Genomic DNA, 26,103 nt, shown 5'->3' with positions numbered 1-26,103 from the left:
TTCCCTAGCGCAGGGCGTTGAGACCTCGGGAATGTCCGACGAAGGCGAGCTTTTCGCTGCCGGACAGTGTGATAGCGCACGCATTTCGGCTGCACTGCCGCCAGCGTTTTTGCTATCTCGCCCGCTATTCAGGCATAAACAAAAACAAACAAAAATAAATGCAACATTGCCTTTGCGCCCGTTTATGACCATTTACGCCCGCTCTGCGAGGGCACTGTTCATTTCTTGCCTGCTAATTAAAAACAAATGAAAATAAAAAAATGCTAATTTGATCACGTTATTTTCATTTGATGCGTTTTTAAATGGATTTAAGCCGATTAACAGCATTAAATGAAAGTAATTAAAAACAAAGAGCAGGATGAAACCATGAATGAAACAACCCGTCGTTTTGCACGTTTAGTCGACCTGAGCGCAGTCCAGGCCACCAGTACCGAAGCGGACGTTCGCGCCTGCGCTGAGCTGGCCGCCCGCTACAACATTATTTCCGTCCACGTGCTGCCCTGCTGGACGCGGTTTCTCAGTACGTTGCTGCCGCAGCAGGGTACGGGAGAGGTGATGATCGGCGGGCCGGTCGGCTTTCCCGGCGGCGGGCATGCTACTGATACCAAGGTTCAGGAAGTGCGGCAGCTGATTGCCGATGGCGCCCGCGAAGTCGATATGGTGGTGAACATCGGCAAAGTGTTATCCGGCGATTATGACTATGTGCGCGAAGATTTACGCCGCGTGGTGGACGCCGCCGCGCCGGTACCGGCGAAGGTGATCCTCGAAACGCACTATCTCAATGAGGAGCAGATTCGCCGCGTGTGCGATATCGCCGTAGAGGTGGGGATGAAGTGGGTCAAAACCTCCACCGGCTGGGCGCCCACCGGCGCGACGGTGGAAAAAGTCAGCATCATTGCCGACCAGCTTAAAGGCCGAATCGATATCAAAGGCGCAGGAGGCATTCGCGATCTGGCAACGGTGCGCGCGCTTTACCAGCTTGGCGTCCGCCGCTTTGGCATGAGTCACGGCGCGGTCAGCAAAGTGCTGACTGAACTGGAGCAGCACCCGGAACGCTTTCCCGAGCTGAACGCCGATTAAACTGAGAGACCGCGGGCCTGATGGCCCGCCATAAAACGTCACCGGAGTCAGTGATGAAAGATAAAATACTCACGATTGATGTTGGCACTGGCAGTACCCGCGCCGCTATTTTGCGCGTTGATGGCACGATGGTCGGTTTTGCGCAAAGGGAGTATGAGCAGACCACGCCGCGTGCGGGCTGGTCAGAACAGGCCCCTTCTCTATGGTGGCGGGCCGCCTGCGAATGCATACGCGAGGTGCTCTACCGCTATCCTGAAACAGTTACGCAGATTGCGGTCATTGGCGCCTGCGGACAGATGCACGGCACCGTCCTGCTGGACGACTGCGGCGAGCTGGTGGAGGACCGGGCGCTGCTGTGGAATGACAAGCGTAGCCAGCCGCAGGTGGATGCCTTTGCCGCGCGCGAAGGGCGGGAAAAGTGGCTGGCACATTTAAATAATCCGCCCGCGGCGGCGTGGCCGGCTTTCAAATTAGCCTGGTGGCGTGAACATCATCCAGAACGTTGGCCAAAGCTCGCCAAAGTGTTAATGCCGAAGGACTATATTAATTTCATGCTCACCGGCGCCCTGGCGACCGACTATAGCGAGGCGTCCTGCTATTTCCTGATGGACAGCGAAACCCGCGCCTGGTCTTCGCAAGCCTGCGAAACGTTTGGCCTGCGGGTCGATCAGCTACCGGAGCTTAAACTTTCCAGCGACATTATCGGCCAGGTGACGCCGCGCGCATCCGATACCACGGGGCTGCCTGTCGGTATCCCGGTGGTGGCGGGTACGTCGGATATGGCGGCCTCTCTGCTCGGTTCGGGCGTGTATGAGCCGGGTATGGCGTCCGACTCCACCGGCACGTCGACGCTGATAACGGTGGTATCGCAGCGGCCGTTACGCCATCCGCTGGTCAATAACCTCCATCTCGCCAACGCGGCCTGGGGCGGATTTACGATTCTGGATGCTGGGGGCGATGCCGTCCGCTGGGCGCGGCTGGCGCTGGCCGATAACCAGATAACGCACCCGCAGCTTTTGCAGGAAGCAGCCGCGGTGCCGGCCGGCGCGGAAGGGCTACTCTTTCTTCCCTATCTGACGGGAGAGCGCCTGGCCGAGCACACGAACTCGCGGGCGCAGTTCTTCGGCCTGCAGCGCAAGCATCGCCGCGGCCATTTATTCCGCGCGGTCCTGGAAGGGGTGGCCTTTGCGTCCTGGCGCAATCTTCGCCAGCTGCAGGCGTGCGGGCAATATCCGCAGCAAATGATCGCTTCCGGCGGCGGCGCGCGCAGCCCGCTGTGGCTTGAAATCAAAGCGGCGGCGTACAATCTTCCGATATTATCCACGCGCAATCAGGAGAATGGCGTCACCGGATGCGGTATTATCGCCGGGGTTGGCGCGGGGCTGTACGCGGATTTTGCCAGCGGCGTGCGGCAGACGGTGCAGTTCGACAAGCTGATTTCGCCGGATCCCCGTCTGCGGGATTATTACCAGGCCTGCAGCGAGCTTTTTGATACGCTCTACCGGCAATCCGCCGCCTTATACGACAGGCTGGATGCGCTGAGCGCGGGGCCAGACTGAAGGTATGCTATCGCGCGGAGAGCGCCGTAAATATAGAGAGAGGCAGAATGTTTGCAGAAGAAAGACAGGAGAAGTTGCTCAGTATTCTCAGGGAAAAACGCAAAGTGGCTGTTTCTGAGATGTGTGACGTCTTTAATGTATCTGGCGCCACCATTCGTGCCGATCTCCGCCAGCTGGAAGAGGAGGGGCTGCTGACCCGTACCCACGGCGGCGCCGTTCTTCGCACGCGGGCGAGCTTTGAACAGGCCTCTGACGCGCGCGAAATCGTTAATCTCAGCGCGAAAGAGCGCATCGGTCAACGCGCGGCGGCGCTGGTTGAGGATGGTGACATTATCGTGCTGGATACCGGCACCACGACCCTGCATATCGCGCGCAATATTCGCGACAGACAAAACGTCACGGTGGTGACCAACGATTACCAAATCGCCCGCGAGCTGGAAGCCAGCCCCTCTATTCAAACCATTCTGCTGGGCGGGATAGTCAAGAAGGGGTACCACTGCGTGGTGGCGATCAATGGACGCTCCATTCTCGATACGCTGAACGTCGATAAAGCGTTTATGGGCGCCAATTCGCTGTCGCTGAAACACGGCGCCTGCGTGGCCGATATCATGCTGGCAGAAACGAAACGCGGCATGGTTGAACACGCCAGCCAGGTGATTATCGTCTGCGACTACAGCAAGCTGAATAACACCTCCCTTGCCCAATTTACCGCCGCGGATCGGATTGATACCGTGGTGATCGATCGTCTGCCCGATGACGTTCAGGCGTATCGCAACGCCGGCATTCAGGTGATCTCGTTGGATGAAGAGGCGCCTCGGTAGTGGGATTTGATTTTGCCTCCACCTGCTGTACAGACGGAGGCAAGATATCAGAAAGAAGCGATAGATTGGCTCCCATTTTTGGCATCGTTACGCAGCAGGGAGCCGACCGTATCTATCCGTTCAGGGCAGCCCCCGGGTTATTGGAGGTCGCTGGCGCAGTTGCATCCTGACACCACAGTTTGTCATAAGCGTAACCGGTAAGATCTTCCACAACATGGCGGGCTTCAGGCGTCACATCCTGCTTGCGACCATGCGCTTTCAGGCGTTCGATCTCGTCGACTAAAATTTTGTGCGTACGCTTGTTCAGATGGAAAGTCAGCGCTTGCCATAGCGCGATGATCAACAGCCCGGCGGTGCCGACAAATAGCAGCATAGCAATCGTGGTGATGGCTTCCTGAGGCTGAACCTGGCTACCTTTCATGAAACCACCGCTCTGTAACAGCAGGCCTACCGCAAAGGTCGCAATGGCAACCGTTGTTTTACGGGAGAAGGTCATCACCGCAGCAAACAGACCTTCGCGGCGTTGGCGGGTTATCATTTCATCAATATCCGGAATAAACGGGAATACGTTCCACGGGGTAAATTCCAGTACGCAGCGGCCGACCTGATAAACGCCCGCGAGGATCACCAGCAGCATTACTTTGTTATCCGTCGGGAACTGATAGACCAGGAAGAATCCGCCGAGACACAGCATCATCAGGGTATAGGCGAAAACATAAAGCCGGGAGGGGCCGTATTTAATGATCGCGACGCCCGCCGCCAGCGTGACCGGCAATCCAACGATACTCATCGACAGCAGCGTTCCCGCCAGAGAGGATGACACATTCAGGCAGTAGACGCAGAAAAAGACAAACACCGTGTTGTAGATATCCTTCGCGGTGAAGGAAAAGAGATAGATAGCCAGGTGTTTACGGAATGCGCGCACCTTCAGGGTAGAGGCGTACTCTTTAAACAAGTTACCGAAGGCTGTGATTTTCTCTCCGAAGGTCGTAGGCTGCGTCTCTTTCTCGATTTCTGCCTGCATTTCCGGCGTTAACTCGCGCTCCCAGGTGACTTTCCAGGAAATGAATACGCAGAGGGTAAACATAACGGCAAAGACTACCCCGTTGATTAAATAGGCATCGGCGTTGTTCTCGCCCAGCCAGCCGATCAACAGGCCTGGAATAAAGGTGGCGAGAAAGGTGCCGGAGGCCGACAGGAACATTCGGCAAGTGGAGAGTTTGGTACGATCGTTAAAGTCTTTGGTCATCTCAGAGGGCAGCGTTTCCCATGGGATAAGCACCATTGCCGCGATAACTTCAAACGCCAGGTAGACCGCGAGATAGAACCAGAAATTCATACCGTTCATCCACAGCAGGATATAAACCAGCATGAGCGGCGCGCCAATCAGCAGGAAGAAGCGACGACGGCCAAATTTTTTACCCAGATAATTTTTATAGAAATGATCGGTGAAGCTGCCCATAAACAGGCTAACGATAGCATCAACAATACGGGCAATCGCCACGATTGAAGCCGCTTCAATCGGCGACAGACCGACAAAAGTGGTATAAAAAAAGAGAAGCCACGCGCCAATGACGGTAAAGGCGCCGCCGCCCATAATATCCGTCAGACCGTAGCCGATACTGACAGGAATGGTTACTTTTCTGTTTTTAAGGGTCATGGTTTATACCTGTCTCAGGCTTGTGAAAAACGGAAATAGCGGCGTGCGTTTTCTACGCAAATATCCCGAATCATTGAGGTAAGAATGTTTTTATCGTCAGGAACTTCTCCATTTTCCACCCATCCTCCAATCAGATCGCAGAGGATCCGGCGGAAGTAATCGTGTCGGGTATAGGAGACGAAGCTGCGGGAATCGGTGAGCATACCGACGAAGTTGGCCAGTAAACCCTGATCGGCGAGCGTATTGAGCTGATTGACCATGCCGCGGCGAGTATCGTTAAACCACCAGCCGGATCCAAACTGCAGCGGGGATTTCACGCCATCTTCGCCGCTCTGGAAGTTAGCGATCGCAGAGGCCACCACATCGTTATAGCCGGCATTGAGGTTATAAAGGATGGTTTTGGGCAGGCCATTGTTCTCGCCCATGGCGTTGAGGAGCGCATTCAGGCTTCCGGCGAGGAGCGTTTGATCGCCAACGGAATCAAAGCCGCAGTTGATGCCCACCTTCTTAAACATCGGTTTGTTATTGTTGCGAATTGCGCCAAAGTGAATCTGCATAGCCCACTCGCGCTGCTTATACATTTTGGCGAGTGCGATAAAAATTGCGCTATCCCACGCCTGCTGTTCGTCTTTTGTCAGGGCCTCGTTCTTCAGACGGCGCTGGAAAAGCGCGGCCAGAGCGGCTTCATCCAGAGGGTTGTAAACGATTTCCAGAGGACCGTGATCGGATATGCGGCACCCTACAGTGTGGAAAAAATCGATACGTGATTCCAGAGCGGCCAGCAAGTCTTGCAAAGAAGCGATACGAATTTGGGTTTTCTCCGCCAGACGGGAAATAAACGTCTGAAAGCTTTCTGGATCGGTATCAAAGAGTTCGTCAGGGCGGAAAGTCGGTAGAACAAGCGGAGAAAAATCACTATTTGCCGCCAGCCGCTGATGATATTCCAGATTATCCAGCGGCCCATCCGTTGTGCACAGGGCCTCGACATTTGAACGGCGTATTAACGCCTGAGGTAAGAATTCTTTGCGGCGTAATTGCTCATTACACCGCGTCATTATTTCATGCCAGTTACGGCTATTTAACGTGTCATCAATGTTAAAATAGTATTTAAGTTCCAGATGGGTCCAGTGATAGAGAGGGTTACCGAAGCAGGCCTCAACGGTTTGCGCCCATGCCGCAAATTTTTCTTCAGCGGTAGCGTTACCGGTGATTTTTTCCTCGGGAATACCATTTGCCCGCATCGCGCGCCATTTATAATGATCGCCTTCCAGCCATAACTGCGTAATGTCGGCGAAAGGTTCATTTTCCCAAATAGCCTTCGCCTCAAGATGGCAATGGTAATCGATAATAGGTTGCTCTCTCGCTATCTCAAGATAGAGTTTTTTTCCTGTCGGATTGCTGATCATAAAACTATCATTTATCAATGGCATAAGTTCTCCAGTAGACGCTGAACACGGTTTTTTTAGCCTAAAGCGCTGTCTGATTTAAATGGATATTGCTTTCTGATAGTGCCTGTGAGCGCCGACATTAAACCCTGCGTATAATTTTAGTCTACTACCATACAAGTGCAAATAGGAAATATGTGACTCAACTCATATTATTTAATGTCGGGCCATTGTGATAACGGTAAGGGGGAGGGCTAATTTATAACTGATGGTAAAAAAGAGGGGCGTAAATGAATTAAAATAGGCGCCATGCGCATTTTATTTCACATATAAATAACAAGTTTTAATAGTGGTTCACTTATTAAGATGATGCCTAAAACGTGTGGGACGTTAGAGAGATTTATTTTTTTTAAAATAACTATTGATCTAATAAAACTTACTGAATACTCTTTTTACTACTAGTATGGTAACTATCTCAATGATGAAGGCAGAAGTTAAAATGCAGATGACAATGCGCTGGTTCGGGCCGCAGGAAGATAAAATCCCGCTGGAGTATATTCGACAGGTGCCGGGGGTAGAAGGCGTCGTCGGGGCGCTTTACGATGTTGCCCCCGGCGAAGTCTGGCCGGTAGAAAAAATTAAGGCGTTGATTGAGCAGGCCCACGCCGCAGGCCTGAAGATGGAAGTCATCGAAAGCGTAAACATTCACGATGACATCAAAATTGGTTCAGCGGAACGCGATCGCTATATTGACAACTACAAGCAAACTATCCGTAACCTGGCGGGGTTTGGCGTAAAAGTCATTTGTTATAATTTCATGCCGGTCTTCGACTGGATGAAAACCGATATGAATTATGTGCTTCCGGATGGCTCATTAACCATGGCCTTTGAAAAGCGCGGTATTGATAAGTCTCTGGAAGACGTCGTTAAAGAGGTACTGGAGAACGCGAACGGTTTTGCTTTGCCGGGTTGGGAACCTGAGCGTCTGGCGAAGGTTCAGGAGCTGTTCGCGCGCTATCGCGATGTCGATGATACCAGGCTTCGGGAAAATCTGTTCTATTTCTTACGTGAAGTCATTCCGGTATGTGAAGAAGTGGGCGTTAAAATGGCGATCCACCCGGACGATCCGCCGTATTCTATTTTTGGCCTGCCGCGTGTGGTAAAAAATCATGCCGATCTGGCGTTGATTTGCGATACGGTTGATTCACCCGCGAACGGTATCACCCTTTGTACAGGGTCGATTGCCGAAGATCCTGACAATAATGTCTATGAAATTCTGGCTGAATTTACCCGGCGTAAGCGTCTTCACTTTGCGCACGTACGCAATATTAAGCTTATTAAAGACAAGGATTTTTATGAGTCGGCGCACCCTTCCGCGTACGGCTCTCTGGATATGTACCGCATAATGCAGGCTCTCCATGATAATGGTTTTGATGGTTATATTCGTCCGGACCATGGTCGCTTTATTTGGGGAGAAACCGGGCGTCCGGGATACGGTCTGTATGACCGCGCATTGGGCGTTACCTACCTGATGGGTCTGTGGGAAGCGCTGGAAAAGCAAAAGTAATTGATTGAAAAACCGGGGCGAATGTCCCCGGTACTCACCTTGCACGGATAATACAAAGCCCCTTGAGGCTTAGAGGCAGCTGATACTGGCTTGCCGTTGCTCTCTGCTCACCCTTTCTTCACAACTTCAATTGTTAGATTTATCGGTCTTTCCTGGCATTGTGCCTATCAGACATGGATTTATTAAGGTTATAGATAGGTTACCACCCCCTCGGGTTTCGCCCGCTAATGATAAAAATAACTATTATTAACTATCTGTTTATTAAGATAAATTTTACATAACGTGCTCGGTTTTATGATGTCAATCACATTTCCCCTATCGCCAACTTTAAATCTGTAAAAGTAGACGTTTGTCGACTTTTCATCTAAAAAGTTGGGGGAAGGGACTAGACAGGACCATTTTTAGGTTATCAAATGGTTAAATAACGTCATATTAAATGTGAATGATTGACCTTATGTATAAAAGGCCAACACGCTTTCCGCTGCGTTAAAGCGCGGCGGACATCCTGGGAGAAGTTATGCATTCCTCTGTTAATAAAAATGAAACTCGGACCTTTTTTGGTCATCCGTACCCGCTTGGTTCGCTGTTTTTCACCGAAATGTGGGAACGGTTCTCGTTTTACGGCATTCGTCCGTTACTGATCCTGTTTATGGCAGCCACCGTTTATGACGGAGGGATGGGGCTGGCGCGCGAGAACGCGTCGGCCATCGTCGGGATCTTTGCCGGGACCATGTATCTTGCCGCTCTGCCGGGCGGCTGGCTGGCGGACAACTGGCTCGGACAACGAAAGGCAGTCTGGTACGGCTCAATTCTGATCGCGCTGGGCCATCTCTCCATCGCCCTGTCGGCGGTGATGGGCGATAGCCTGTTCTTTATCGGCCTGATGTTTATCGTGCTCGGTTCCGGCCTGTTCAAAACCTGTATTTCGGTGATGGTCGGTACCCTGTACAAAAAAGGCGATGCGCGCCGCGACGGCGGCTTCTCGCTGTTTTATATGGGCATCAACATGGGGTCGTTTATCGCCCCGCTGATCTCCGGCTGGCTGATTAAATCTCACGGCTGGCACTGGGGTTTCGGCATCGGCGGCATCGGGATGCTGGTCGCGCTGATTATCTTCCGCGTCTTTGCCGTTCCGGCGATGAAACGCTATGACCGTGAAGTCGGTCTCGATTCCACCTGGAACAGTCCGGTAGTGAAACGAAACGGCGTCGGCGCATGGCTGCTGGCGCTAACGGTGGGCGTGGCGGTTATCATCGCGCTGATTGCCCAGGGCGTTATCGTGATTAACCCGGTGGCGGTCGCCAGCGTGCTGGTCTACGTGATTGCGGCGTCGGTGGTGCTCTATTTTATCTACCTGTTCGTCTTCGCCGGACTGAGCCGCAAAGAGCGCGCCCGCCTGCTGGTATGCTTTATCCTGCTGATCTCCGCCGCCTTTTTCTGGTCGGCGTTTGAGCAGAAACCGACCTCGTTTAACCTGTTCGCTAACGACTATACCAACCGTATGATCGGCTCCTTCGAGATCCCGGCGGTGTGGTTCCAGTCGATTAACGCCCTGTTTATTATTCTGCTGGCGCCGGTATTTAGCTGGGCGTGGCCTGCGCTGGCGCGCAAAAACGTGCGTCCGAGCAGCATCACCAAGTTTGTTATCGGTATTTTATGCGCGGCGGCGGGCTTTGGCCTGATGATGCTGGCGGCGCAAAACGTCCTGAGCAACAACGGCGCGGGCGTCTCGCCGATGTGGCTGGTGGGCAGTATTCTGATGCTGACGCTGGGCGAGCTGTGCCTCAGCCCGATTGGCCTGGCGACCATGACGCTGCTGGCGCCGGAAAGAATGCGCGGCCAGATGATGGGGCTGTGGTTCTGCGCCAGCGCCCTGGGCAACCTGGCGGCGGGCCTGATTGGCGGTCACGTGAAGGCCGATCAGCTGGATATGCTGCCCGATCTGTTCGCACGCTGCTCCATTGCGCTGCTGATCTGCGCCGCGGTGCTGTGCCTGCTGATTGTTCCGGTTCGCCGGATGCTGGAAAACACCCGTAGCGACAAGCCGCAGGAGCCCGCGGCTAACGCGTAATCCCGCAAAAACCCGGCGCGTTCTGCGCCGGGTTTATCCCTTAACGGTAAACAATACCGCCATCGATCAGAATCGACTGACCGGTAACATAATCGGAATCCGGGCCTGCCAGATAAGAGACCAGGCTTGCCACATCGTCCGGCGTTTCGGCGCGGCCAAGGGCGATACCTTCAACGTATTTTTTATAGGTTTCACCCACCGGCGCACCGGTAATTTCCGCGAAGCGCTTATCGATTTCGGTCCACATCCCGGTTCCCACAATCCCCGGACAGTAGGCGTTAACCGTAATGCCGCGGCTGGCATACTCTTTCGCCGCTGCCTGCGTCAGGGCGCGTACGGCAAATTTGGTGGCGGAATAAACGCCCAGCAGCGCGAAACCATCGTGACCGGCGATAGAGCAGGCGTTGATGATTTTCCCTTTCTGCTGACGGTCGATGAATTTTTTCGCCGCCGCCTGAATGCCCCACAGGGTACCCTGAACGTTGATGCGCATGATGCGGTCTACTTCTTCAGGCGTCACATCGGCCAGCGCCTGAACCTGGGCGATCCCGGCGTTGTTCACGATAATATCAAAGCCGCCGAGCTGTTTTTCCGCTTCATCAATGGCGGCGTACACCTGCGCGCGATCGGCGATGTTAGCGACGAAGGTGGCCGCTTTACGTCCCAGCGCTTCCACTTCGGCGGCGACGGCGGCAATCCCTTCAGGGTTCACGTCGACCAGCATCAGCGACGCGCCGTCTTTGGCCAGACGCAACGCAATACCGCGGCCAATGCCCTGACCGGCGCCGGTTACCAGCGCAACTTTATTTTCGATAGCCATGTCTGTACTCACCTTGTACTGATTAATAAACTAGGGAGGCCCGCGGCCGATGTCGTCGTAGCCGCTGCGGCGAATGGCACTACTCTATCGGGCGCGATAAGCGTGGCCTACCCCCCTGATGGGGGGGATAATGAGCGTACGGACTGGATTAAGGAGTAATCGCGGTATGGCTTTTTTATCCTCGGCGGATGATGCGCTGACAGCGCTTGTTCATCAGGAACCTTTACGCTTCACGGGGACGCTGCCGCTTATCTCCACGCGCTTTACGCCGCCCCGTACGCCTGAAAGCCTGCTGTCGCGGGAGCGCCTGCTGCTGCGCCTCGACGCCGCCGTCTCCCGCCGTTTAACCCTGGTGCGCGCGCCCGCCGGATTTGGCAAAACCACCCTGCTGGCGCAGTGGTACCGGCACCGCCTTCGACAAGGGGATGCGCTGGCCTGGCTGAGCCTTGAAGAGGATGACAACGCGCCGCTGCTGTTTATACGCTATCTGCAGGAGGCGCTGCGGCCATTGTGGCAGGGGTGGAGCCCGTCGTTTCTGCAGCTGCTGCAAGGCGAGCTTCCGGCCGACCTCCCCCTGTTCTTTGCTGAACTCGTTAATCAGCTTAATCAGTGCCCGCATCCGCTGTACCTGATCCTCGACGACTATCAATGTATCAGCGACCCGGCGATTCATCAGGGAATGAGCTGGCTGCTGCACCATGCGCCGCCGGCGCTGCACCTGATTATCGGCAGCCGCAGTCAGCCGCCTTTAGCCCTGAGCCGTCTGCATATGCAGGATCAGCTGCTGGAGGTGTACGACCCCGAGCTGCGCTTTAGCCCCAGCGAAGCCCGCGCCTGGTTCGCCGGCGCGTCGGGGCTGGATCCGCAGGCGATCCCCCGGCTTATCGCGCTCACGGAAGGGTGGATCGCGGGAATGAAAATGGCCGCGCTCTCTGCGGACGCTTCCGCGGCGATGGGCCTCAGCGCCGGCTCACGGTCAATCTCCCGCTATCTGGATGAAGTCATTTTCGCGCCGCTGCCTCCCGAGGTGTTCGACTTCCTTTTGCAGACCTCGATGCTTAATCGCCTGCATCCGGACCTGTGCGACGTCGTCTGCGGCCGCAATAACGCCAGGGCGATGCTGGCGTGGATAGAGCGGCATAACCTGTTTCTTTCCGCGCTGGATGAAAGCGGCCTTTGGTTTCGCTATCACCCGCTGATGCGCGACGCGCTGCTGCACCGCCTGCGGCACAGCGGTGAGATTGATATTCGCCAGCTGCACGACCGCGCCAGCGGCTGGTTCGCCTCACAGCAGCTGTGGGCCGAGGCGATACGCCATGCGCTGGCCGCCGGGAAGTCGGCGGCGAAGGATGCGGAAGCCGGCGCGCAGTCGCTGGCGGAAGAGGGGGATATCGATACCCTGGTGCAGTGGATCCGCTATCTGCCTGCGAATCCTGACCCGTCGCGCATTGCGCTGCAGCTGAACCTGGCCTGGGCGCTAGCCCACCGCTTCCGGTTCAGCGAAGCCCGCCAGCTGCTGGACGCCATTGAGATGCAATCGGCGGCGCATGGCGAGGCGCTGGCCCACAGCGCGTGGGTTAAGCTGCGGGTGGTTCGCGCGATCTGCGAAGCCTTTGCCGACAATATCGACCGCAGTATCGCCATTGTCGAACCGCTGCTGCGCGAGGTGCCCTGCGGCGATATCTGGGTCGATGGTCTGGTGTGCAATATCCTCAGCTACTGCCATCTGGCGGACTCCCGGCCGCAACAGGCGCTGGAGGTGCAGCAGCGGGTATCCGGCGTTAGCCTCGCTAACCGCAACCTGTTCGTGACGGTTTACCGGGCGTTCGTCATGGCGCAGAGCTATCTGCGTCAGGGAAATCTCGCCGAAGCGGAACGCCAGGCGGCACGGGCGCTGCGCTACGCGGAGCGGCACGCCGGCGAGAACGCCAGCAGCGGCGCAACCCTTGCGCCCATCCTGGCGGAGATCGCCTGGGAGCAGGGGAAGGGAGAGCAAGCGCAAAGCCTGCTGGTTCCGCGTCTGGAGACCATCGACAGCTTTTGTCCGCCCGATGGCCTTAGCCGCAGCTACATCGTTCTGGCCCGCCAGGCCCGGGAAACGGGGCGGCTGGCGGAGGCCGAATCACTATTACTGCATGCCGAAGGACTGGCGGCCCAACGCGGCTGGCTGCGGGCGCAGGCGCCGCTGCTGGCGGAGCGGATCGCCGTCGCGCTTCACGCGGGCGACAAACAGGCCGCTGAGGCGCTGCTGCTTCGTCTGCAGAGCCTCAGCCAGACGGAATCCGTCGGCGGATATATCGCCATCGGCCAGAGCCGCCTCCTTATCGCCGCCGGCGAACCGCTGGCCGCCGCGCGGCTGCTGGATACGCTGGCCGGCGTGCGGGAAAGCAGCGGCGAGCGGCTGTTCGCCGTGCGTTTGCGGCTCAGGCAGGCGCTGGCCCTCTGGCGTGCCGGCGAGCGGGAGCTGGCGATGGCTATCTGCCGACCGGCGCTTGCGCGCGCGCTGCATCAGGGGCTATGGCGCAGCCTGCTGGAGGGGAGGGAAGAGATGGCTGCGTTGCTGGCTGAAATACACAAGCGCGGCGCGGCGGATGATGCGCTGACCGCCGATATCGCCGTTTTGCTGTCGCGCTTCGCCGCCGCCGGGATCGTGATTGATAGCGCCCGCCCGCAGCCGCTCGCCCTGCGGTTGACCGAACGGGAGCAGCAGACCCTGAGTTTGATTGCCGACGGCTATTCCAATAAGGGCGTCGCGCGCGAGCTGGGTATTTCGGCGGAAACCGTCAAGTGGCACCTTAAGCAGCTGTATGAAAAGCTGCAGGTGAAGGGGCGCATCCAGGCGGTAAACCAGGCGCGCGAATGGCGCCTGTTAGGCTAGCGCAATGGGGCGTTCTCGCTCAGCGCCGGGCCGCGGTAATCGCCGCCCAGCGCTTTAATCAGGGTGATATCGGTGCTGAGCCGTTGGGCCTGGATATCCAGCAGCAAAAGCTGCTGCGCGATAGCCGGGCGACGCGCCTCCTGCGCCGCATAGTAGCTGACCAGCCCGCGCTGATGGTGCGCGCTGGCGCTGCGGGTGGTCACCATCGCCGCCGTCACTTTCTGCTGCTGCAGCGCGGCCTGCTGGTTCAAATCGTTCAGCTGGCTGGAGCTAATCGCAACGTCGCGCACTGCGTCCAGCACCGCCTGGTTGTACTGCTTAATCAGGATATTGCTCGCCGTACGCGTCGATTTCAGGGTGGCGTTTAAGCGCCCGCCGTCAAACAGCGGTAAATAGAGCCCCGGCAGTATGTTGATCTGCTGGAAGGAGGACTTAAACAGGTCGCCGACGCTCAGCGCGTTGTAGCCCCAGAAGGCCTTGATATCAAAGTGCGGGTAAAAGGCCGCTTTTGCCGCGTCCACCTGGCTCATCGAGGCGCTGACGTAGCCGCGCAGAGCCTGGAGATCCGGGCGGCGGGCCAGCAGCTCAAACGAGAGCGAGTCCGGGAGCGTTTCCTGCAGCGCCGGCAGCGCCACCGGGTGGATCTCCGGCATGCTATGCGCATCAGCGCCGATCAGCGCCCGCAGGGTTTCCCGATACTGCGTTATCGTTCCCTGCGCCGTAATCACCTGCTGCTGCGCCGCCAGCAGTTCATCCTGGGCGTTGGCGACATCGACGCTATCCTCGACGCCGCGCGCGGTACGATGCTCATGGGCCTGCACCGAGAGACTGGCGATGGCCTCCAGTTGGTTGAGTAATTCGATTTTCTGGAAGGTTGCCTGCATCGCGAAATAGAGCTGGGCGACGCTGCTGGCGAGATCCAGCTCGATACCGGCGGTCTCCGCCTGGCGGGCGTTCTTTTCGCCAATCGCGGCGGCGACGCGGGCGCGGTCGGCGCCCCATAAATCGATATTCAGCGTTGCCCCGACGCCGACCGTATTCAACGTGTACCAGGGGCCGTTTTTATCCACCGGCAGGGAGAAGGAGTAGGGCCAGGTGAACTGTTTATTGGTCACCCGCAGGCGGTTTTGCGCCGCCACGGCGGTAGCCTGAACGCCCATTGCCGACTGCGCCAGCTCCACCGTGGACTGCGATTGTGAAATACGCAGCCGCGCAGCCTGCATAGTGGGTGAATTCTGCAACGCGCGGTTGACCAGCATATTGAGCTGGGGATCCTGATAGCCTTCCCACCATCGCGCCGTCGGCCAGCCGCTGTTCGCGAGGTGGATCACCTGCGCCAGCTCGGCCTGCTGCGGGTTGACCAGCGGCACCTGGCCGGGATCGTCCTGGATTAACGCGCACCCGGTTAACAGCGTCAGGGCGAAGGCAAGTGCCGAGGTACGCCAGACGCGCGGAGGAGGAGTGATTTTTATCATGAGCGGGTTGCCTGTCGCGGAATAACGGAGGATGCAAAGGGCCACGTTGGCAGCGCTGCCAACGCGTTGACCAGCGGCGCGCCAAACGGATTCGCCGGGTCCGGGAGAAGCGCCTGAGAGCATTCTGCGGCGGTTTGCTGCGCGTCGATACCGGCGGCGTAGTCCTCAAGCCGCGGGGCGCAGCGGGCTAAAAAGGTATCCCCCGGCGCCGCGTACAGGCGATAGCCTTCACTGAGGCGCAGGATCTCTTCTGCCTGACGAAAACTCGTCCGCGTCGGCCAGTTTTTGGCTTCCGGCCACGGGTGGGCGTAGGTTCCCAGCGGCTCGGCGGACACCCGGTTGATTAAGGTTTCGCTCTCGGTCAGCGCGGCAAAGAGCGGTACCAGTTGAACCTCATCGTCGCGGGCGGCGAGGGTCTGCGCCAGCTGGCGATAGAGCTGCGCCAGACGCGCTTTAAGCCGCGGCGCTTCGCTATCGGGCCATAAATAGAGATGAACAATCGAGGAGACCAGCACGCCGAGCAGGATACCGATAACCCGGTCGCGCAGTTCGGTAAGGTTGCTAAGCGGGCCAAACCAGCTGAGGAACGCCAGCGCGAAGGTAAAGCCTATCTGAATGCCGGCGTAGGCGATGCGCTCTGAGCCTGCCGCAATCCACGCCGCCAGCGCGAAAACCGGCAGGGTCATCGCCAGCAGGCCGCTCAGCGAGTCGGTCCAGGGCTGCACAAAGACGATCAGCAGTAGCGCAATCAGCGTGGCCAACAGCGCGCCGCCGATGCGTAGCCACGTTTTCTGCATGGTGGCGCCCAGGCCCGGCTGGGCGACGATCACGCAGCTCAGCATGATGGTGTGGATGCCCTGCCAGTCTGCGGCGGTGTAAAAGACGTAGCACAGCAGCGTCGCCAGCAGCGTTTTCAGGGCAAAGTGCAGATAGGCCGGGTTGGACCACGCGTCCGGCAAAAGCAGCGGCGCTTTTTCCACTTCGCCCCGCGGCAGCGGAACGGCTTCGCCGCGCGCCAGCCGCGCCAGCACCTCGGCGATTTCCTGCAAAATGGCGCTGTTATCACTATCGCGTGGGACCACCAACGTCTGAATATCCGCCGCTGCCGTCGCGGGCAGATTGTCCGCCAGCGCGTTAAGTTCGCGGGCTATCCGCCGACGCGCATCGGGATGGTCGTCGCCCGGCTGGAGCAGCGCCGTCAAATGGTAGCAGCGCAGCGCGGCGGCCATCAGCGATTGCCAGGCCTGCGGGCTGGCGGCGATCTCCGGCGTGGCGCGCGCGGCCTGCTGATACAAGGACTGCAGCTGGTTAAACTGCCCGGCGATCTCGGTAAAGGTAGGCTGCGGCTCTCCTTCATCCGGTTGGCTAAGCACCTTCGCCGTCTGGCGCAGCATCACCACCAGCCGGGCTTTAAACTGATAGCCGGGAAAGGCCTGCTGGAAACAGGCGTTGACCAGCAGCGTCACCAGAATGGCGGTATTAATCGCCACCCATAGCCACAGCAGCAGGCGTACCAGAATTTCGCTCTGGCTGGTCATCGACGGGAAGGTTTGGGCGTAGATGACCGCCAGCGCCACCACGAAAAACGCCAGCCCCAGCTTGCCGAGCACCCGCATCAGGTAAATGGCGCAGAAGAACAGGATCACCGAGGCGACCAGGCGAATTAGCGGATAGTCATAGGTCCACTTGATAATCAGCAGCACGCCGCCCAGCGCGACGCTGACGGTGAGCACGAAAACCACGCTGACCAGCTTAATCATCAGCACGTTAGGCTGGCTGACGTAAAACACCACGATCAGCGCCACGGCGAGGAAGGGAATATGCAGCGTCATAAACAGCACGATCAGCACCGCGCAGCTGAGCGTCAGGCGCAGGGTGTAGTTCGCCCGCCCCGGCGCATCGCGGAGTTCACGGGTGAGAAATGGCCACAGGCTCTGCATCCCGTCTCCTTATTGCGGCTGGAGAACGGCGCTGGCGGAGGCGCCCATACGGAACAGGGCCGGGTCGGGGTCTTTGACGGCGATTTTGACCGGGAAGCGCTGGGAGACGTGGACCCAGTTGATACTCTTCTGGATGACCGGCAGGCCCTCGATGACGCTGCCGCCGTCGGGCAGAACGCCGGTGCCGACCGAGTCGACCACGCCCTCGAAGGTGCGGCCGTGGTTGGTCATGACGGTGATTCTGGCCGGAACGCCGGGCCGCACGTTCTGCAAGTCGGTTTCGCGGAAGTTCGCCACCACGTACCAGTGGTCGTCATCCAGCAGGGTAAAGACCGGCTTAAGGGCGGAGGCGTACTGGCCGATCGTCGTTTTCAGCGCTACCACCACGCCGTTAAACGGCGCGCGGACTTCGGTAAATTCGAGATGCAGCTCGGCCAGCGCAATCTGCGCGAGGATCCCCGCCCGTTGCGCCACCATGGCATCAACGCCGGTCACGGCGGCGGAAGCCTGTTTCGCCTGCAACAGGGTGGCCTCCAGTTCGGCGCGCGCCGCTTTTTCGGCCGTTCGCGCCTGATCAAGATCTTCTTGTGAGGCAAACCCTTGCGGCACCAGCGGTTCAAGACGAATGCGTGAAGAGGTGGTCTGCTTAACCAGCGCTTTAGCGCGTTCAACGGCGGCGCTGACCGACTGCGCGTTGTACTCCTGCGCTTTGATCGTGCGCTGGGTCAGCATAATCTGCGCATCAAGCGTGGTCAGGCGGGCTTTGGCATCGTCGAGCATCGCCTGGTAGGGGCGCGGGTCGATGCGGAACAGCAGGTCGCCTTTTTTCACCCGCTGATTGTCGCGAATCGGCATCTCGACGATCCGCCCGCTCACTTCCGGCACCACGTCGATGGTGTCGGCATACACGTAGGCATCGTTGGTTTCCGGCGAGGTTTGCAGCTGCCAGATAACCACAATCAGCGCCACGATAGCGGCGAGAACGAGCGCCAGCAGGGGCCATTTTTTGCGGATAACGCTTGAGCGGGATTGTGTCATAGGTATCTAGTTTACGAAGAACAGGAACCACAGAATCGTGGCGAACAGGAACATCAGCGCCAGATAGCTGAAGACCAGCGGAGAAAATCGCGACTGCCATCCTTGACGCACAATCAGGATATGGCAGGGAATAAGTAATAGCGAGGCGCCTAATAAGCAGAAGAACCAGCCTGGAAAGGCGGCGCCTAATACCGGAATCGCCGGGGATAATGAGCAGCCGGTGAGCGTAAATAGCGAGAATAAGAGCGAAGGGCGCGCCAGCTTTACAATGCGATTCAAGACTAAATACCTGAGTGCTCGGGTTAGGATGGAATGAGTTTAATCTCACTGCCGGGGAAATTAAAGATGGATATAACAGAAGTGTCCGTATTTTATCGGCAATCAGAACATTTTCTTTGGCTAAAGAGTGCATAGAAAATCATTCATTCTGCATTAACGGCGTGCGGCTACCGAAATAAAATTTCACCCGTCGCCGATAGTCAGCGGTTGTTGGCAGGGCTATGCTTAAAGACAAAGCTATAAAAAATAGTCAGAACTGAGGCAATGTCATGGATAAAGAACTACTGGAAGCGGGCTATCGCGCCTATACCGGCGAGAAGATCGATGTCTACTTTAACACCGATATCTGTCAGCACTCGGGCAACTGCGTGCGCGGCAGCGCGAAGCTTTTCAACCTGAAACGCAAACCGTGGATCGTCCCCGATGAAGTGGACGTGGCCACGGTGGTTAAGGTTATTGATACCTGCCCGAGCGGCGCACTGAAGTATCGCCAAAAATAAGCGAGGAAACGATGGAAATACTGGAAGGTCATAATAAGTTTTACGTCAATGACGCCGACGGGAATCAGGTGGCGGAAATTGTTTTTGTGCCCACGGGCGAGCACCTCAGCATTATTGAGCATACCGATGTCGACCCCAGCCTGAAAGGCCAGGGAGTAGGGAAAAAGCTGGTGGCGAAAGTGGTGGAAAAAATGCGCGGCGAGCAGCGTAAAATTATTCCACTATGCCCGTTTGCCAAACATGAATTTGATAATACCCGCGAGTACGACGATATCCGCGCCTGAAATAAATGCGCCAGCGCGCTGGCGCCATTTCGTTTAATAGGGGGAGAGCAAATTATCCCGCCCCTACCTCAACTGCTCCACGAACAGCAGGGCGGCTACGGCGACCATCATCACGCCGGAAGCCATACTGACCTTTCGTGCGATTTGAGGCCGGGTCGCCAACAGCGCTCTGGCGCCGTAGCCGACCAGTAAATAGACCAGCGTGCAGGTCACCAGATGAATACCGCCCAGCGCCGACATCTGCTGGGCCAGAGACCAGCTCCCCTGGGGGTCGGTAAACTGCGGCAGCAGGGCCAGAAACAGAAGAAAGACTTTTGGGTTCAGACCGCTAATGCATAGCCCCTTAATCGCCCAGCGATTCCAGCTATCCGCGCTGTATTGCTGGCTGCCTGGCGTTGGCGGATGGCGCAAAACAGCGATCCCCAGCCACATCAGATAGCCTGCGCCCAGCAGGGTAATCGTCGACAGCGCCAGCGGGTGGCCGGCGATTAACACGCCGATTCCGGCGACGACGATCAGCGTGGCCAGCAGGTGGCCAGACATGAGTCCCGCGACGGCGGGTATCACGCTGCGTCCGTTGATTCCCGCGCTGATGGTATAGGCCCAGTCAGCGCCCGGCGTGATGATCAGCAGAAAGGAGACCAGCCAAAAGCTGGCGATAAAGCTCATTTCCATGGTCAGCGCACCTCTGCGTGGTAACGGCAGTTTCTCATCATTTTCCCTCGTTAAGCGGCGGTTGTTTGAGGGAAAGAATATCGAGTTTATTGCGCAATGAGCTTTCAATGTTATGCTCTTAAGCGGTCTTCTGAGGGAAAATATTCCAAATGGATAGCATCGATCGAAAAATTCTTGCTGAGCTCCAGGCCGACGGGCGACTGTCGATAACCGAGCTGGCCGAGCGGGTGAATCTCAGCCTTTCGCCCTGTCATCGACGGCTGCGGACGCTGGAGCAGGAAGGCGTCATTACCGGCTACCGGGCCAATCTGGATCCGGTCAAAATGGGCTTCAACTTCCTGGCGATTGTCTTCGCGACGTTAAAAGAAGGCGATAAGAAAGCGGTGAGCGCGTTTGAGGACGCGGTAGAAGAGATCCCGCAGATCGTGCTGGCGCAGCGCCTGTTTGGCGATCCGGACTACCTGATGCACGTGGTGACGCGCGATCTCCCGGCGTTCCAGAAACTGTATGATGACAAGCTCTCGGCGATGCCGGGCGTGCAGCACCTGCGCTCTACGCTGGTGATGAAGACGGTTGTGCAGGATCGCCCATTTCCGCTCGGTAAGGGGTGAGCGTAACACGGAGGACAGATGCAGCATCGCCTCCGGGAAAGTAATGGCAACAATGTCAGCGACTTATTCCAGGCCGGCGTGGATTAACCCTTTTCCAGCAGGCGCATAAAAACCGTCAGCGCTTCATCCAGCTGCTGGCGCTGCGTTGCGGAAAGCCCGCTCAGCAGCTGCCGCTCATTCTCCACGTGGCTTTCCACCGCCTTATCGATAAGCTCTCGTCCCGCTGGCGTTAGCGCCACCAGCATACTGCGGGCATCTTCCGGGTTCGGCTGGCGGCTTATCAAGCCCCGTTTTTCCAGCGCCTTCAGACGATGGGTCATGGTGCCGGAGGTGATCATTAACGTTGAAAAGAGCTGGGTTGGCGACAGCATGAACGGATCGCCCGCCCGGCGTAACGTCGCCAGCATATCAAACTCCCAGCGCACCAGATCGTGGCGCACAAAGGCCGCTTCGATGCGCGGCTCCAGCAGCATCGTGCAGCGTTTCAGGCGGCCGATCGGCCCCATCGGGCTGCAATCGAGATCGGGGCGCTCCCGTTTCCACTGTTCAAGAATGCGATCCACGGCGTCGGTCTGCGGTGATTTGTCCATTAATGCTCACTTGTCTTGATATCAAGATAATTGTCGGTACATACTTAGGCCACAATTTACCTTGATGTGAAGATAAAATCATGGCCTTTGTTTCACGTAATTTGATCGTTGATTTACTGCTGACCGCGCTGGCGCCCGTCATCTGGGGCAGCACCTATATTGTGACCTCGCAGTTTCTGCCGCCCGATCGGCCGTTTATCGCCGCGCTGCTGCGGGTTCTGCCGGCCGGGATCGCTCTGCTGATCTGGAGCCGCCGTCTCCCGCTGCGCGCCGAGTGGTGGAAGCTGATCGTCACCGGGATCCTCAATATCGGCGCGTTTCAGGCGCTGCTGTTTATTGCCGCCTATCGGCTGCCGGGCGGTCTGGCGGCGGTGATTGGCGCCATTCAGCCGCTGCTGGTGATGCTGCTGGCCTGGTGCGTCGATCGTCAGCGATCGCCCTGGCTGGCGGTGCTCTCGGCATTGATGGGGATCGCAGGGATGGCGATGCTGCTGCTGTCTCCGCAAACCACCCTTGAACCGCTGGGGATTACCGCCGCATTTCTGGGGGCGATGAGTATGGCGCTGGGAACCTGGCTATCGCGCCGCTGGGCGATCGCTTTGCCGGTCGTCGCGCTAACCGGCTGGCAGCTGCTGATTGGCGGTATCGTACTGGCGCCGATGGCGTTTCTGGTCGATCCGCCGCTGCACCATGTGACGCTGACTCAGGCGGCGGGCTATCTCTGGCTGTGCGTTGCCGGGGCGATGCTGGCATACGGCCTGTGGTTTCGCGGCATCGGCCGCCTTTCCCCGGTGGCGGTGTCGGCGATGAGCCTGCTGAGTCCGGTGACGGCGGTGCTATTAGGCTGGATCTTCCTTGGACAAAAAATTGAGGGAATGGCGCTGGTAGGGTTGGTGATTGTGCTGCTCAGCGTGCTATCGATTCAGCGTGCGTTATCGAATAAGAGAGCCGTAGTGGATCGCAGACGGTAATGAACCTGTAGCCCGGGCAAGGCGCGTCAAGCGCCGCCCCCGGGTTCAAAGCGCAGAGCCGCTGAATTTCCCGGAGGCGATGCTGCGCATCTGTCCGGGCTACCGGATCGCAGACGGTAATGAACCGGTAGCCCGGGCAAGGCGCGTCAAGCGCCGCCCCCGGGAGCAGAGCGCAGAGTCGCTGAATTTCCCGCAGGCGATGCTGCGCATCTGTCCGGGCTACCGGACCGCAGACGGCGGCGAACTCGCCGCCCGGGCTGTGGGTTCACTGTTCGCCAGCAACAAAAAAAGCCCCATTAAGGGGCTCGACATTGCTGCGTGCTTATTATGTGGCGGGAGCCAGACCAGCCGCCGTCAGGCGACCTGTCCGGCAGCTCCCTCTGCAACCATTCGGTTATTTAGACAGCTCGGCGGTCATATGAACCTGGTTACCGGTATACGCTTCGGTAATGTGGTATGACTGGCCCTGATCTTTAGCAATGGCGGCGATTTTGGCTTCGGCGTTGTCCAGAGTGTCTGCGGTTACGCTAACAGGCTGAGCGAAGCTAGCGAAAGAGACCAGAGACAGCATACCGGCAGCGGCAAGTAATTTTACGTTTTTCATGGTGTTTATCCTTTTAACTTTTATGGTGGAAAGCGTGTTTGCTTTCGATGGACTTATAATAAGGCTGCTAACTATAACGTGCGTTGCAAAAAGTGCGATTAAGATCACATTTTTATGACAACACGATGACGGGTGACTAAATTTTTGTTTTTTATTTTCAATAAAAACAAATGGATGAGTTAGCATGAACGTGTTTTTCGTCACGGAAAATAATCTGACCAGAAACGCAATTTTCCTGCTTCGGCTCATTAATCATTGTTTTTGTGAATGCAATGGGCGCTTTTTGAGCGAATAGGGCGGCTATATTTCGCCCGTCAACGAAGCATTGGGCTCGGGTAAAAAGCTACTGTGACTCTCACACTGATTGCGTGAGGACGACGAATGATTGCAGTACTCTTTGAAGCCGAGGTCACTCCGGCGAGCCAGGAGCGTTACCTGGCGCTGGCGGCAGAGCTGAAGCCGCTGCTGAGCAACATTGACGGCTTTATCGCCATTGAGCGTTTTCAAAGTCTGAGCACGGCGGGGAAAATTCTGTCGCTCTCCTGGTGGCGGGATGAGGACGCGGTGCTGGCATGGAAACGCAACCTTTGCCATCAGGCTGCGCAGAAAGAGGGGCGGGAGAGTATTTTCGCCTGTTATCACATTCGGGTGGCTCAGATGCTGCGCGAATACCGTTCTTCCCATTCCGATCCCCTGTAATATGGCTACGGTTTGCGGTGGGAAAATAAGCGAGGCGCTATGTTAAAACCTGTTGAGCTGATTGAAGACGACGAGTCGCTGGCCGAGGCGATGGCGACAGTGGCGTCGGCGATGGCCGATGCCTCGCGGCTAAAGATCCTTTGCGCCTTAATGGATGGCCGGGCGTGGACGGCCACCGAGCTTTCCGCCGTGGCGGATATTTCCCCCTCGACCGCCAGCGCGCATCTTAGCCGCCTGGTCAACAGCGATTTATTGATTTGCCTGGCCCAGGGCCGCCATCGCTACTACCGTCTGGCCGGTAGCGACGTCGCCGGTTTGCTGGAGAATATGATGACCATGGCCGGCAAGCGCGCGGTGACGCTCTCAACCAGCACGCCGGTGAATTTGCGCGTTGCGCGCACCTGTTACGATCATCTGGCCGGAGAAGTGGCGGTATCGCTATATGATTTTATGCTGCGCGAAGCGTGGATAGCGCCTGACGGTACGGCCCTGACGCCCGCCGGAGAAACGCATTTTGCCCGCCTGGGGGTGACGGTGAAGCGCACCTCGCGGCGTAAAGCGTGCTGCGGCTGTCTGGACTGGAGCGAACGCCGCCTTCACCTTGGCGGGGCGGCTGGGGCGGCGCTGCTGCAGCACGGTCTGCAGAAAGGCTGGTTTACCACCACCGCGGGATTTCGCGAAGTGACGATTACGCCGGTAGGATGGCGCGCGTTGCATCTGCATTTTCAACTGACGGAAAGATCGTCGCGGATGATTAATTAAGCGTGTTCTCTATGGGGAGAAATAGCCTTTTATGGCAAGATAGGTTGCTGTTTTGTTAATTCCATATCGCCTTTCCCCGTTCAATGTAAATAACAATGCCTTTGTTTCTTGCTATCAATCCCCCGCAATTAATAGTTGTGAGCTATCTGTTACATTGATTAACAGCTCGTGAACATATGTATATTTGTCAGCGAAAAATAGCATTCTTTGACGCCGACAGCCTCGACGAATTCTTTCATTGAATTCGTTCCTGACGCCTTAAATATTGCGGCTTCCGGTCAGTCGAAGTTTCTATTAACAGTTGCACAAGTGAGCATCGCAAATCGCTTCTGACTTTTGTGCGAATTAACTGTTTGCTCATTGATACTTAATTCACTCTGACAAGGAAATGGCAATGAAAAAGGTTCTTCTCTCTGCTGCAATGGCGACTGCGTTTTTTGGTATGGCTGCAAATGCTGCTGATACCAATGTAGGCGGCGGTCAGGTTAATTTCTTCGGTAAAGTTACCGACGTATCTTGTACTGTTTCCGTAAACGGCCAGGGCAGCGATGCGAACGTATACCTGTCTCCGGTTACTTTAACTGAAGTTAAAGCTGCCGCGGCGGATACCTATCTGAAACCGAAATCTTTCACCATCGATGTTTCTGACTGCCAGGCTGCTGATGGTACTAAACAGGATGATGTGAGCAAACTGGGCGTGAACTGGACCGGCGGTAACCTGCTGGCTGGCGCAACCGCTAAACAGCAGGGCTACCTGGCTAACACTGAAGCCGCTGGCGCGAAGAATATCCAGCTGGTTCTGTCTACCGACAACGCGACCGCGCTGACCAAAAAAATCATCCCGGGCGACAGCACTCAGCCTAAAGCGGTCGGCGACGCATCTGCCGTTCAGGATGGCGCGCGCTTCACTTACTACGTCGGCTACGCGACCAGCACCCCGACGACTGTTACCACCGGTGTGGTTAACAGCTATGCGACTTACGAAATTACCTACCAGTAATATCGACTGAGAGATAAAGCCGCCTCGCGCCGGGGCGGTTTATACCCGTCATTCAAATTATTCAGGGTATACAACAATAATAAAGCGGCCACTGCTGCCGCTTATTTTTTATTCTGAGGTCAGCATGAAGCGTATTGCCCTTTTTTTCTGTTTCATTTTTAGTTTTGCGGCCCACGCCAATAATATTATTGTCAACGGCACCCGCTTTATTTATCCAGGAAATGAAAAAGAAATAACGGTGCAGCTCTCTAACACCGCCGACCGTCCGGCGCTGGCGCAAGCCTGGCTGGACAACGGTAATGCCGACGCGACGCCGGATACCATTACCACGCCATTTATTATCACGCCGCCTATTTCCCGCGTAGATGCGAAAAGCGGTCAGACTCTGCGTATTAAACTCGGCAGCAGCGCGGGTCTCGCGAAAGATAAAGAGACGCTGTGGTGGCTGAACCTTCTGGAAATACCGCCGGTTGAGGCCAGCCAGAAGAATGAAGGGCAAAATATTCTGCAGCTGGCGATTCGTTCGCGCTTTAAGTTTATCTATCGTCCCAGCGGATTAGGCAATCGCGACGCCGCGGCAGAGAAATTAGCGCTCTCCGCTAACGGCAGCAGCCTGTCCGTCAGTAACCCGACGCCCTTTTATATCACCGTAAGCCGTATCTCCCGTAACGGCGGCAAAGCGCTCAACAGCAAAACGGTCATGTTTGCCCCACAGTCCAGCCAGACCATCGCCCTCTCTTCCGCAGTGAGCAAAGGCGAGATCCTGACCGTTAACAACATTAATGATTATGGCGCAGATGTCGCAGTGAAAGTTACCGTCAAATAAGGGAAACG

At 56.8% G+C, this 26,103-nt stretch carries 24 protein-coding genes; 14 read left to right on the top strand and 10 right to left on the bottom strand.

What is annotated here, in order from left to right:
* The first annotated feature begins 330 nt into the window (after positions 1-330).
* From deoC to CMQ96_RS19965, 3 genes are read left to right on the top strand one after another with little or no spacing between them, the layout of a single operon-like run.
* Complete coding sequence (gene deoC / locus CMQ96_RS19975) at positions 331-1,080, top strand: deoxyribose-phosphate aldolase (protein ID WP_024358585.1); 750 nt, start codon at positions 331-333, stop codon at positions 1,078-1,080.
* 53 nt (positions 1,081-1,133) lie between these two features.
* Positions 1,134-2,639, top strand: a complete 1,506-nt coding sequence (locus CMQ96_RS19970) for an FGGY-family carbohydrate kinase (protein WP_098067216.1) — start codon at positions 1,134-1,136, stop codon at positions 2,637-2,639.
* Positions 2,640-2,686: 47 nt separating this feature from the next.
* Complete coding sequence (locus tag CMQ96_RS19965; RefSeq protein WP_004134484.1) at positions 2,687-3,460, top strand: DeoR/GlpR family DNA-binding transcription regulator; 774 nt, start codon at positions 2,687-2,689, stop codon at positions 3,458-3,460.
* 112 nt (positions 3,461-3,572) lie between these two features.
* Here the strand turns inward: CMQ96_RS19965 and CMQ96_RS19960 are convergent, their stop codons facing one another.
* Both CMQ96_RS19960 and uxaC read right to left on the bottom strand, forming a co-directional pair.
* Entirely contained in the window at positions 3,573-5,120 is a 1,548-nt protein-coding gene (locus CMQ96_RS19960; RefSeq protein WP_004134486.1) for an MFS transporter, read from the bottom strand.
* Positions 5,121-5,134: 14 nt separating this feature from the next.
* A complete protein-coding gene (uxaC, locus tag CMQ96_RS19955) occupies positions 5,135-6,550 on the bottom strand; it encodes a glucuronate isomerase (RefSeq protein ID WP_024358583.1) in 1,416 nt (471 codons plus the stop codon).
* Between the two features lie 454 nt (positions 6,551-7,004).
* Here uxaC and uxuA point away from each other — a divergent pair, with 454 nt between their 5' ends.
* A complete protein-coding gene (gene uxuA, locus CMQ96_RS19950; protein WP_024358582.1) occupies positions 7,005-8,072 on the top strand; it encodes a mannonate dehydratase in 1,068 nt (355 codons plus the stop codon).
* Positions 8,073-8,589: 517 nt separating this feature from the next.
* Positions 8,590-10,143 (top strand): peptide MFS transporter, encoded by a 1,554-nt coding sequence (locus CMQ96_RS19945; RefSeq protein WP_024358581.1) that lies wholly within the window; start codon positions 8,590-8,592, stop codon positions 10,141-10,143.
* Positions 10,144-10,183: 40 nt separating this feature from the next.
* Here CMQ96_RS19945 and CMQ96_RS19940 read toward each other — a convergent pair whose 3' ends face one another.
* On the bottom strand, positions 10,184-10,963 hold the full coding sequence (locus CMQ96_RS19940; RefSeq protein ID WP_004134509.1) for an acetoin reductase: 780 nt from the start codon (positions 10,961-10,963) through the stop codon (positions 10,184-10,186).
* A 166-nt stretch (positions 10,964-11,129) separates the two neighbouring features.
* Between CMQ96_RS19940 and CMQ96_RS19935 the strand changes: the two genes are divergently transcribed.
* A complete protein-coding gene (locus CMQ96_RS19935) occupies positions 11,130-13,841 on the top strand; it encodes a LuxR C-terminal-related transcriptional regulator (protein WP_049090258.1) in 2,712 nt (903 codons plus the stop codon).
* On the opposite strand, the gene CMQ96_RS19930 is transcribed toward CMQ96_RS19935, so the two are convergent.
* Genes CMQ96_RS19930 through CMQ96_RS19915 form a run of 4 tightly spaced genes read right to left on the bottom strand, consistent with a single transcriptional unit; the run spans position 13,838 to position 18,573 of the window.
* Positions 13,838-15,316, bottom strand: coding sequence for an MdtP family multidrug efflux transporter outer membrane subunit (locus tag CMQ96_RS19930; RefSeq protein ID WP_049099815.1), 1,479 nt, complete (start codon positions 15,314-15,316; stop codon positions 13,838-13,840). The genes CMQ96_RS19935 and CMQ96_RS19930 overlap by 4 nt on opposite strands.
* The gene (locus tag CMQ96_RS19925; RefSeq protein WP_098067215.1) at positions 15,313-17,256 is read right to left on the bottom strand and encodes an FUSC family protein; all 1,944 of its coding nucleotides are present in this window, start codon (positions 17,254-17,256) and stop codon (positions 15,313-15,315) included. The genes CMQ96_RS19930 and CMQ96_RS19925 overlap by 4 nt, the downstream gene beginning before the upstream one ends.
* 9 nt (positions 17,257-17,265) lie before the next feature.
* Complete coding sequence (gene mdtN, locus CMQ96_RS19920) at positions 17,266-18,294, bottom strand: multidrug transporter subunit MdtN (RefSeq protein WP_004134521.1); 1,029 nt, start codon at positions 18,292-18,294, stop codon at positions 17,266-17,268.
* 6 nt (positions 18,295-18,300) lie between these two features.
* Positions 18,301-18,573: a YtcA family lipoprotein gene (locus CMQ96_RS19915; protein ID WP_004134523.1), complete on the bottom strand. Its 273-nt coding sequence runs from the start codon at positions 18,571-18,573 to the stop codon at positions 18,301-18,303.
* Between the two features lie 269 nt (positions 18,574-18,842).
* Between CMQ96_RS19915 and yjdI the strand changes: the two genes are divergently transcribed.
* Both yjdI and CMQ96_RS19905 read left to right on the top strand, forming a co-directional pair.
* Positions 18,843-19,073, top strand: coding sequence for a 4Fe-4S mono-cluster protein YjdI (yjdI, locus tag CMQ96_RS19910; protein ID WP_004134525.1), 231 nt, complete (start codon positions 18,843-18,845; stop codon positions 19,071-19,073).
* A gap of 11 nt (positions 19,074-19,084) precedes the next feature.
* Complete coding sequence (locus CMQ96_RS19905; protein ID WP_004124777.1) at positions 19,085-19,357, top strand: GNAT family N-acetyltransferase; 273 nt, start codon at positions 19,085-19,087, stop codon at positions 19,355-19,357.
* A gap of 63 nt (positions 19,358-19,420) precedes the next feature.
* Here the strand turns inward: CMQ96_RS19905 and CMQ96_RS19900 are convergent, their stop codons facing one another.
* Positions 19,421-20,032: a LysE family translocator gene (locus CMQ96_RS19900; RefSeq protein WP_098067214.1), complete on the bottom strand. Its 612-nt coding sequence runs from the start codon at positions 20,030-20,032 to the stop codon at positions 19,421-19,423.
* Positions 20,033-20,181: 149 nt separating this feature from the next.
* Between CMQ96_RS19900 and CMQ96_RS19895 the strand changes: the two genes are divergently transcribed.
* Positions 20,182-20,643 (top strand): Lrp/AsnC family transcriptional regulator, encoded by a 462-nt coding sequence (locus tag CMQ96_RS19895; RefSeq protein WP_098067213.1) that lies wholly within the window; start codon positions 20,182-20,184, stop codon positions 20,641-20,643.
* An 83-nt stretch (positions 20,644-20,726) separates the two neighbouring features.
* On the opposite strand, the gene CMQ96_RS19890 is transcribed toward CMQ96_RS19895, so the two are convergent.
* The gene (locus CMQ96_RS19890; RefSeq protein ID WP_024358574.1) at positions 20,727-21,233 is read right to left on the bottom strand and encodes a MarR family winged helix-turn-helix transcriptional regulator; all 507 of its coding nucleotides are present in this window, start codon (positions 21,231-21,233) and stop codon (positions 20,727-20,729) included.
* An 80-nt stretch (positions 21,234-21,313) separates the two neighbouring features.
* Here CMQ96_RS19890 and CMQ96_RS19885 point away from each other — a divergent pair, with 80 nt between their 5' ends.
* Positions 21,314-22,204 carry an EamA family transporter gene (locus tag CMQ96_RS19885; RefSeq protein ID WP_004134552.1) on the top strand — a complete coding sequence of 297 codons (891 nt, stop codon included), beginning with the start codon at positions 21,314-21,316 and terminating at the stop codon, positions 22,202-22,204.
* A 394-nt stretch (positions 22,205-22,598) separates the two neighbouring features.
* Here the strand turns inward: CMQ96_RS19885 and CMQ96_RS19880 are convergent, their stop codons facing one another.
* A complete protein-coding gene (locus tag CMQ96_RS19880; protein WP_014226701.1) occupies positions 22,599-22,808 on the bottom strand; it encodes a YdgH/BhsA/McbA-like domain containing protein in 210 nt (69 codons plus the stop codon).
* Between the two features lie 381 nt (positions 22,809-23,189).
* Between CMQ96_RS19880 and CMQ96_RS19875 the strand changes: the two genes are divergently transcribed.
* From CMQ96_RS19875 to CMQ96_RS19860, 4 genes are all read left to right on the top strand, one after another.
* On the top strand, positions 23,190-23,507 hold the full coding sequence (locus tag CMQ96_RS19875; protein WP_024358573.1) for an antibiotic biosynthesis monooxygenase: 318 nt from the start codon (positions 23,190-23,192) through the stop codon (positions 23,505-23,507).
* Positions 23,508-23,546: 39 nt separating this feature from the next.
* Entirely contained in the window at positions 23,547-24,269 is a 723-nt protein-coding gene (locus tag CMQ96_RS19870; RefSeq protein WP_049131166.1) for a helix-turn-helix transcriptional regulator, read from the top strand.
* 394 nt (positions 24,270-24,663) lie between these two features.
* A complete protein-coding gene (mrkA, locus tag CMQ96_RS19865) occupies positions 24,664-25,269 on the top strand; it encodes a type 3 fimbria major subunit MrkA (RefSeq protein WP_004124717.1) in 606 nt (201 codons plus the stop codon).
* Positions 25,270-25,393: 124 nt separating this feature from the next.
* Entirely contained in the window at positions 25,394-26,095 is a 702-nt protein-coding gene (locus CMQ96_RS19860; RefSeq protein WP_004135011.1) for a molecular chaperone, read from the top strand.
* The last annotated feature ends 8 nt before the right edge of the window (positions 26,096-26,103 follow it).

The sequence above is a fragment of the Klebsiella sp. MBT K-1 genome (genome assembly GCF_002556465.1).
In the GTDB taxonomy this organism is placed as follows: Bacteria; Pseudomonadota; Gammaproteobacteria; order Enterobacterales; family Enterobacteriaceae; genus Klebsiella; species Klebsiella grimontii.
Note: the sequence above shows the minus strand (reverse complement) of the source record. Positions and strands in the feature narration are given on the sequence as shown.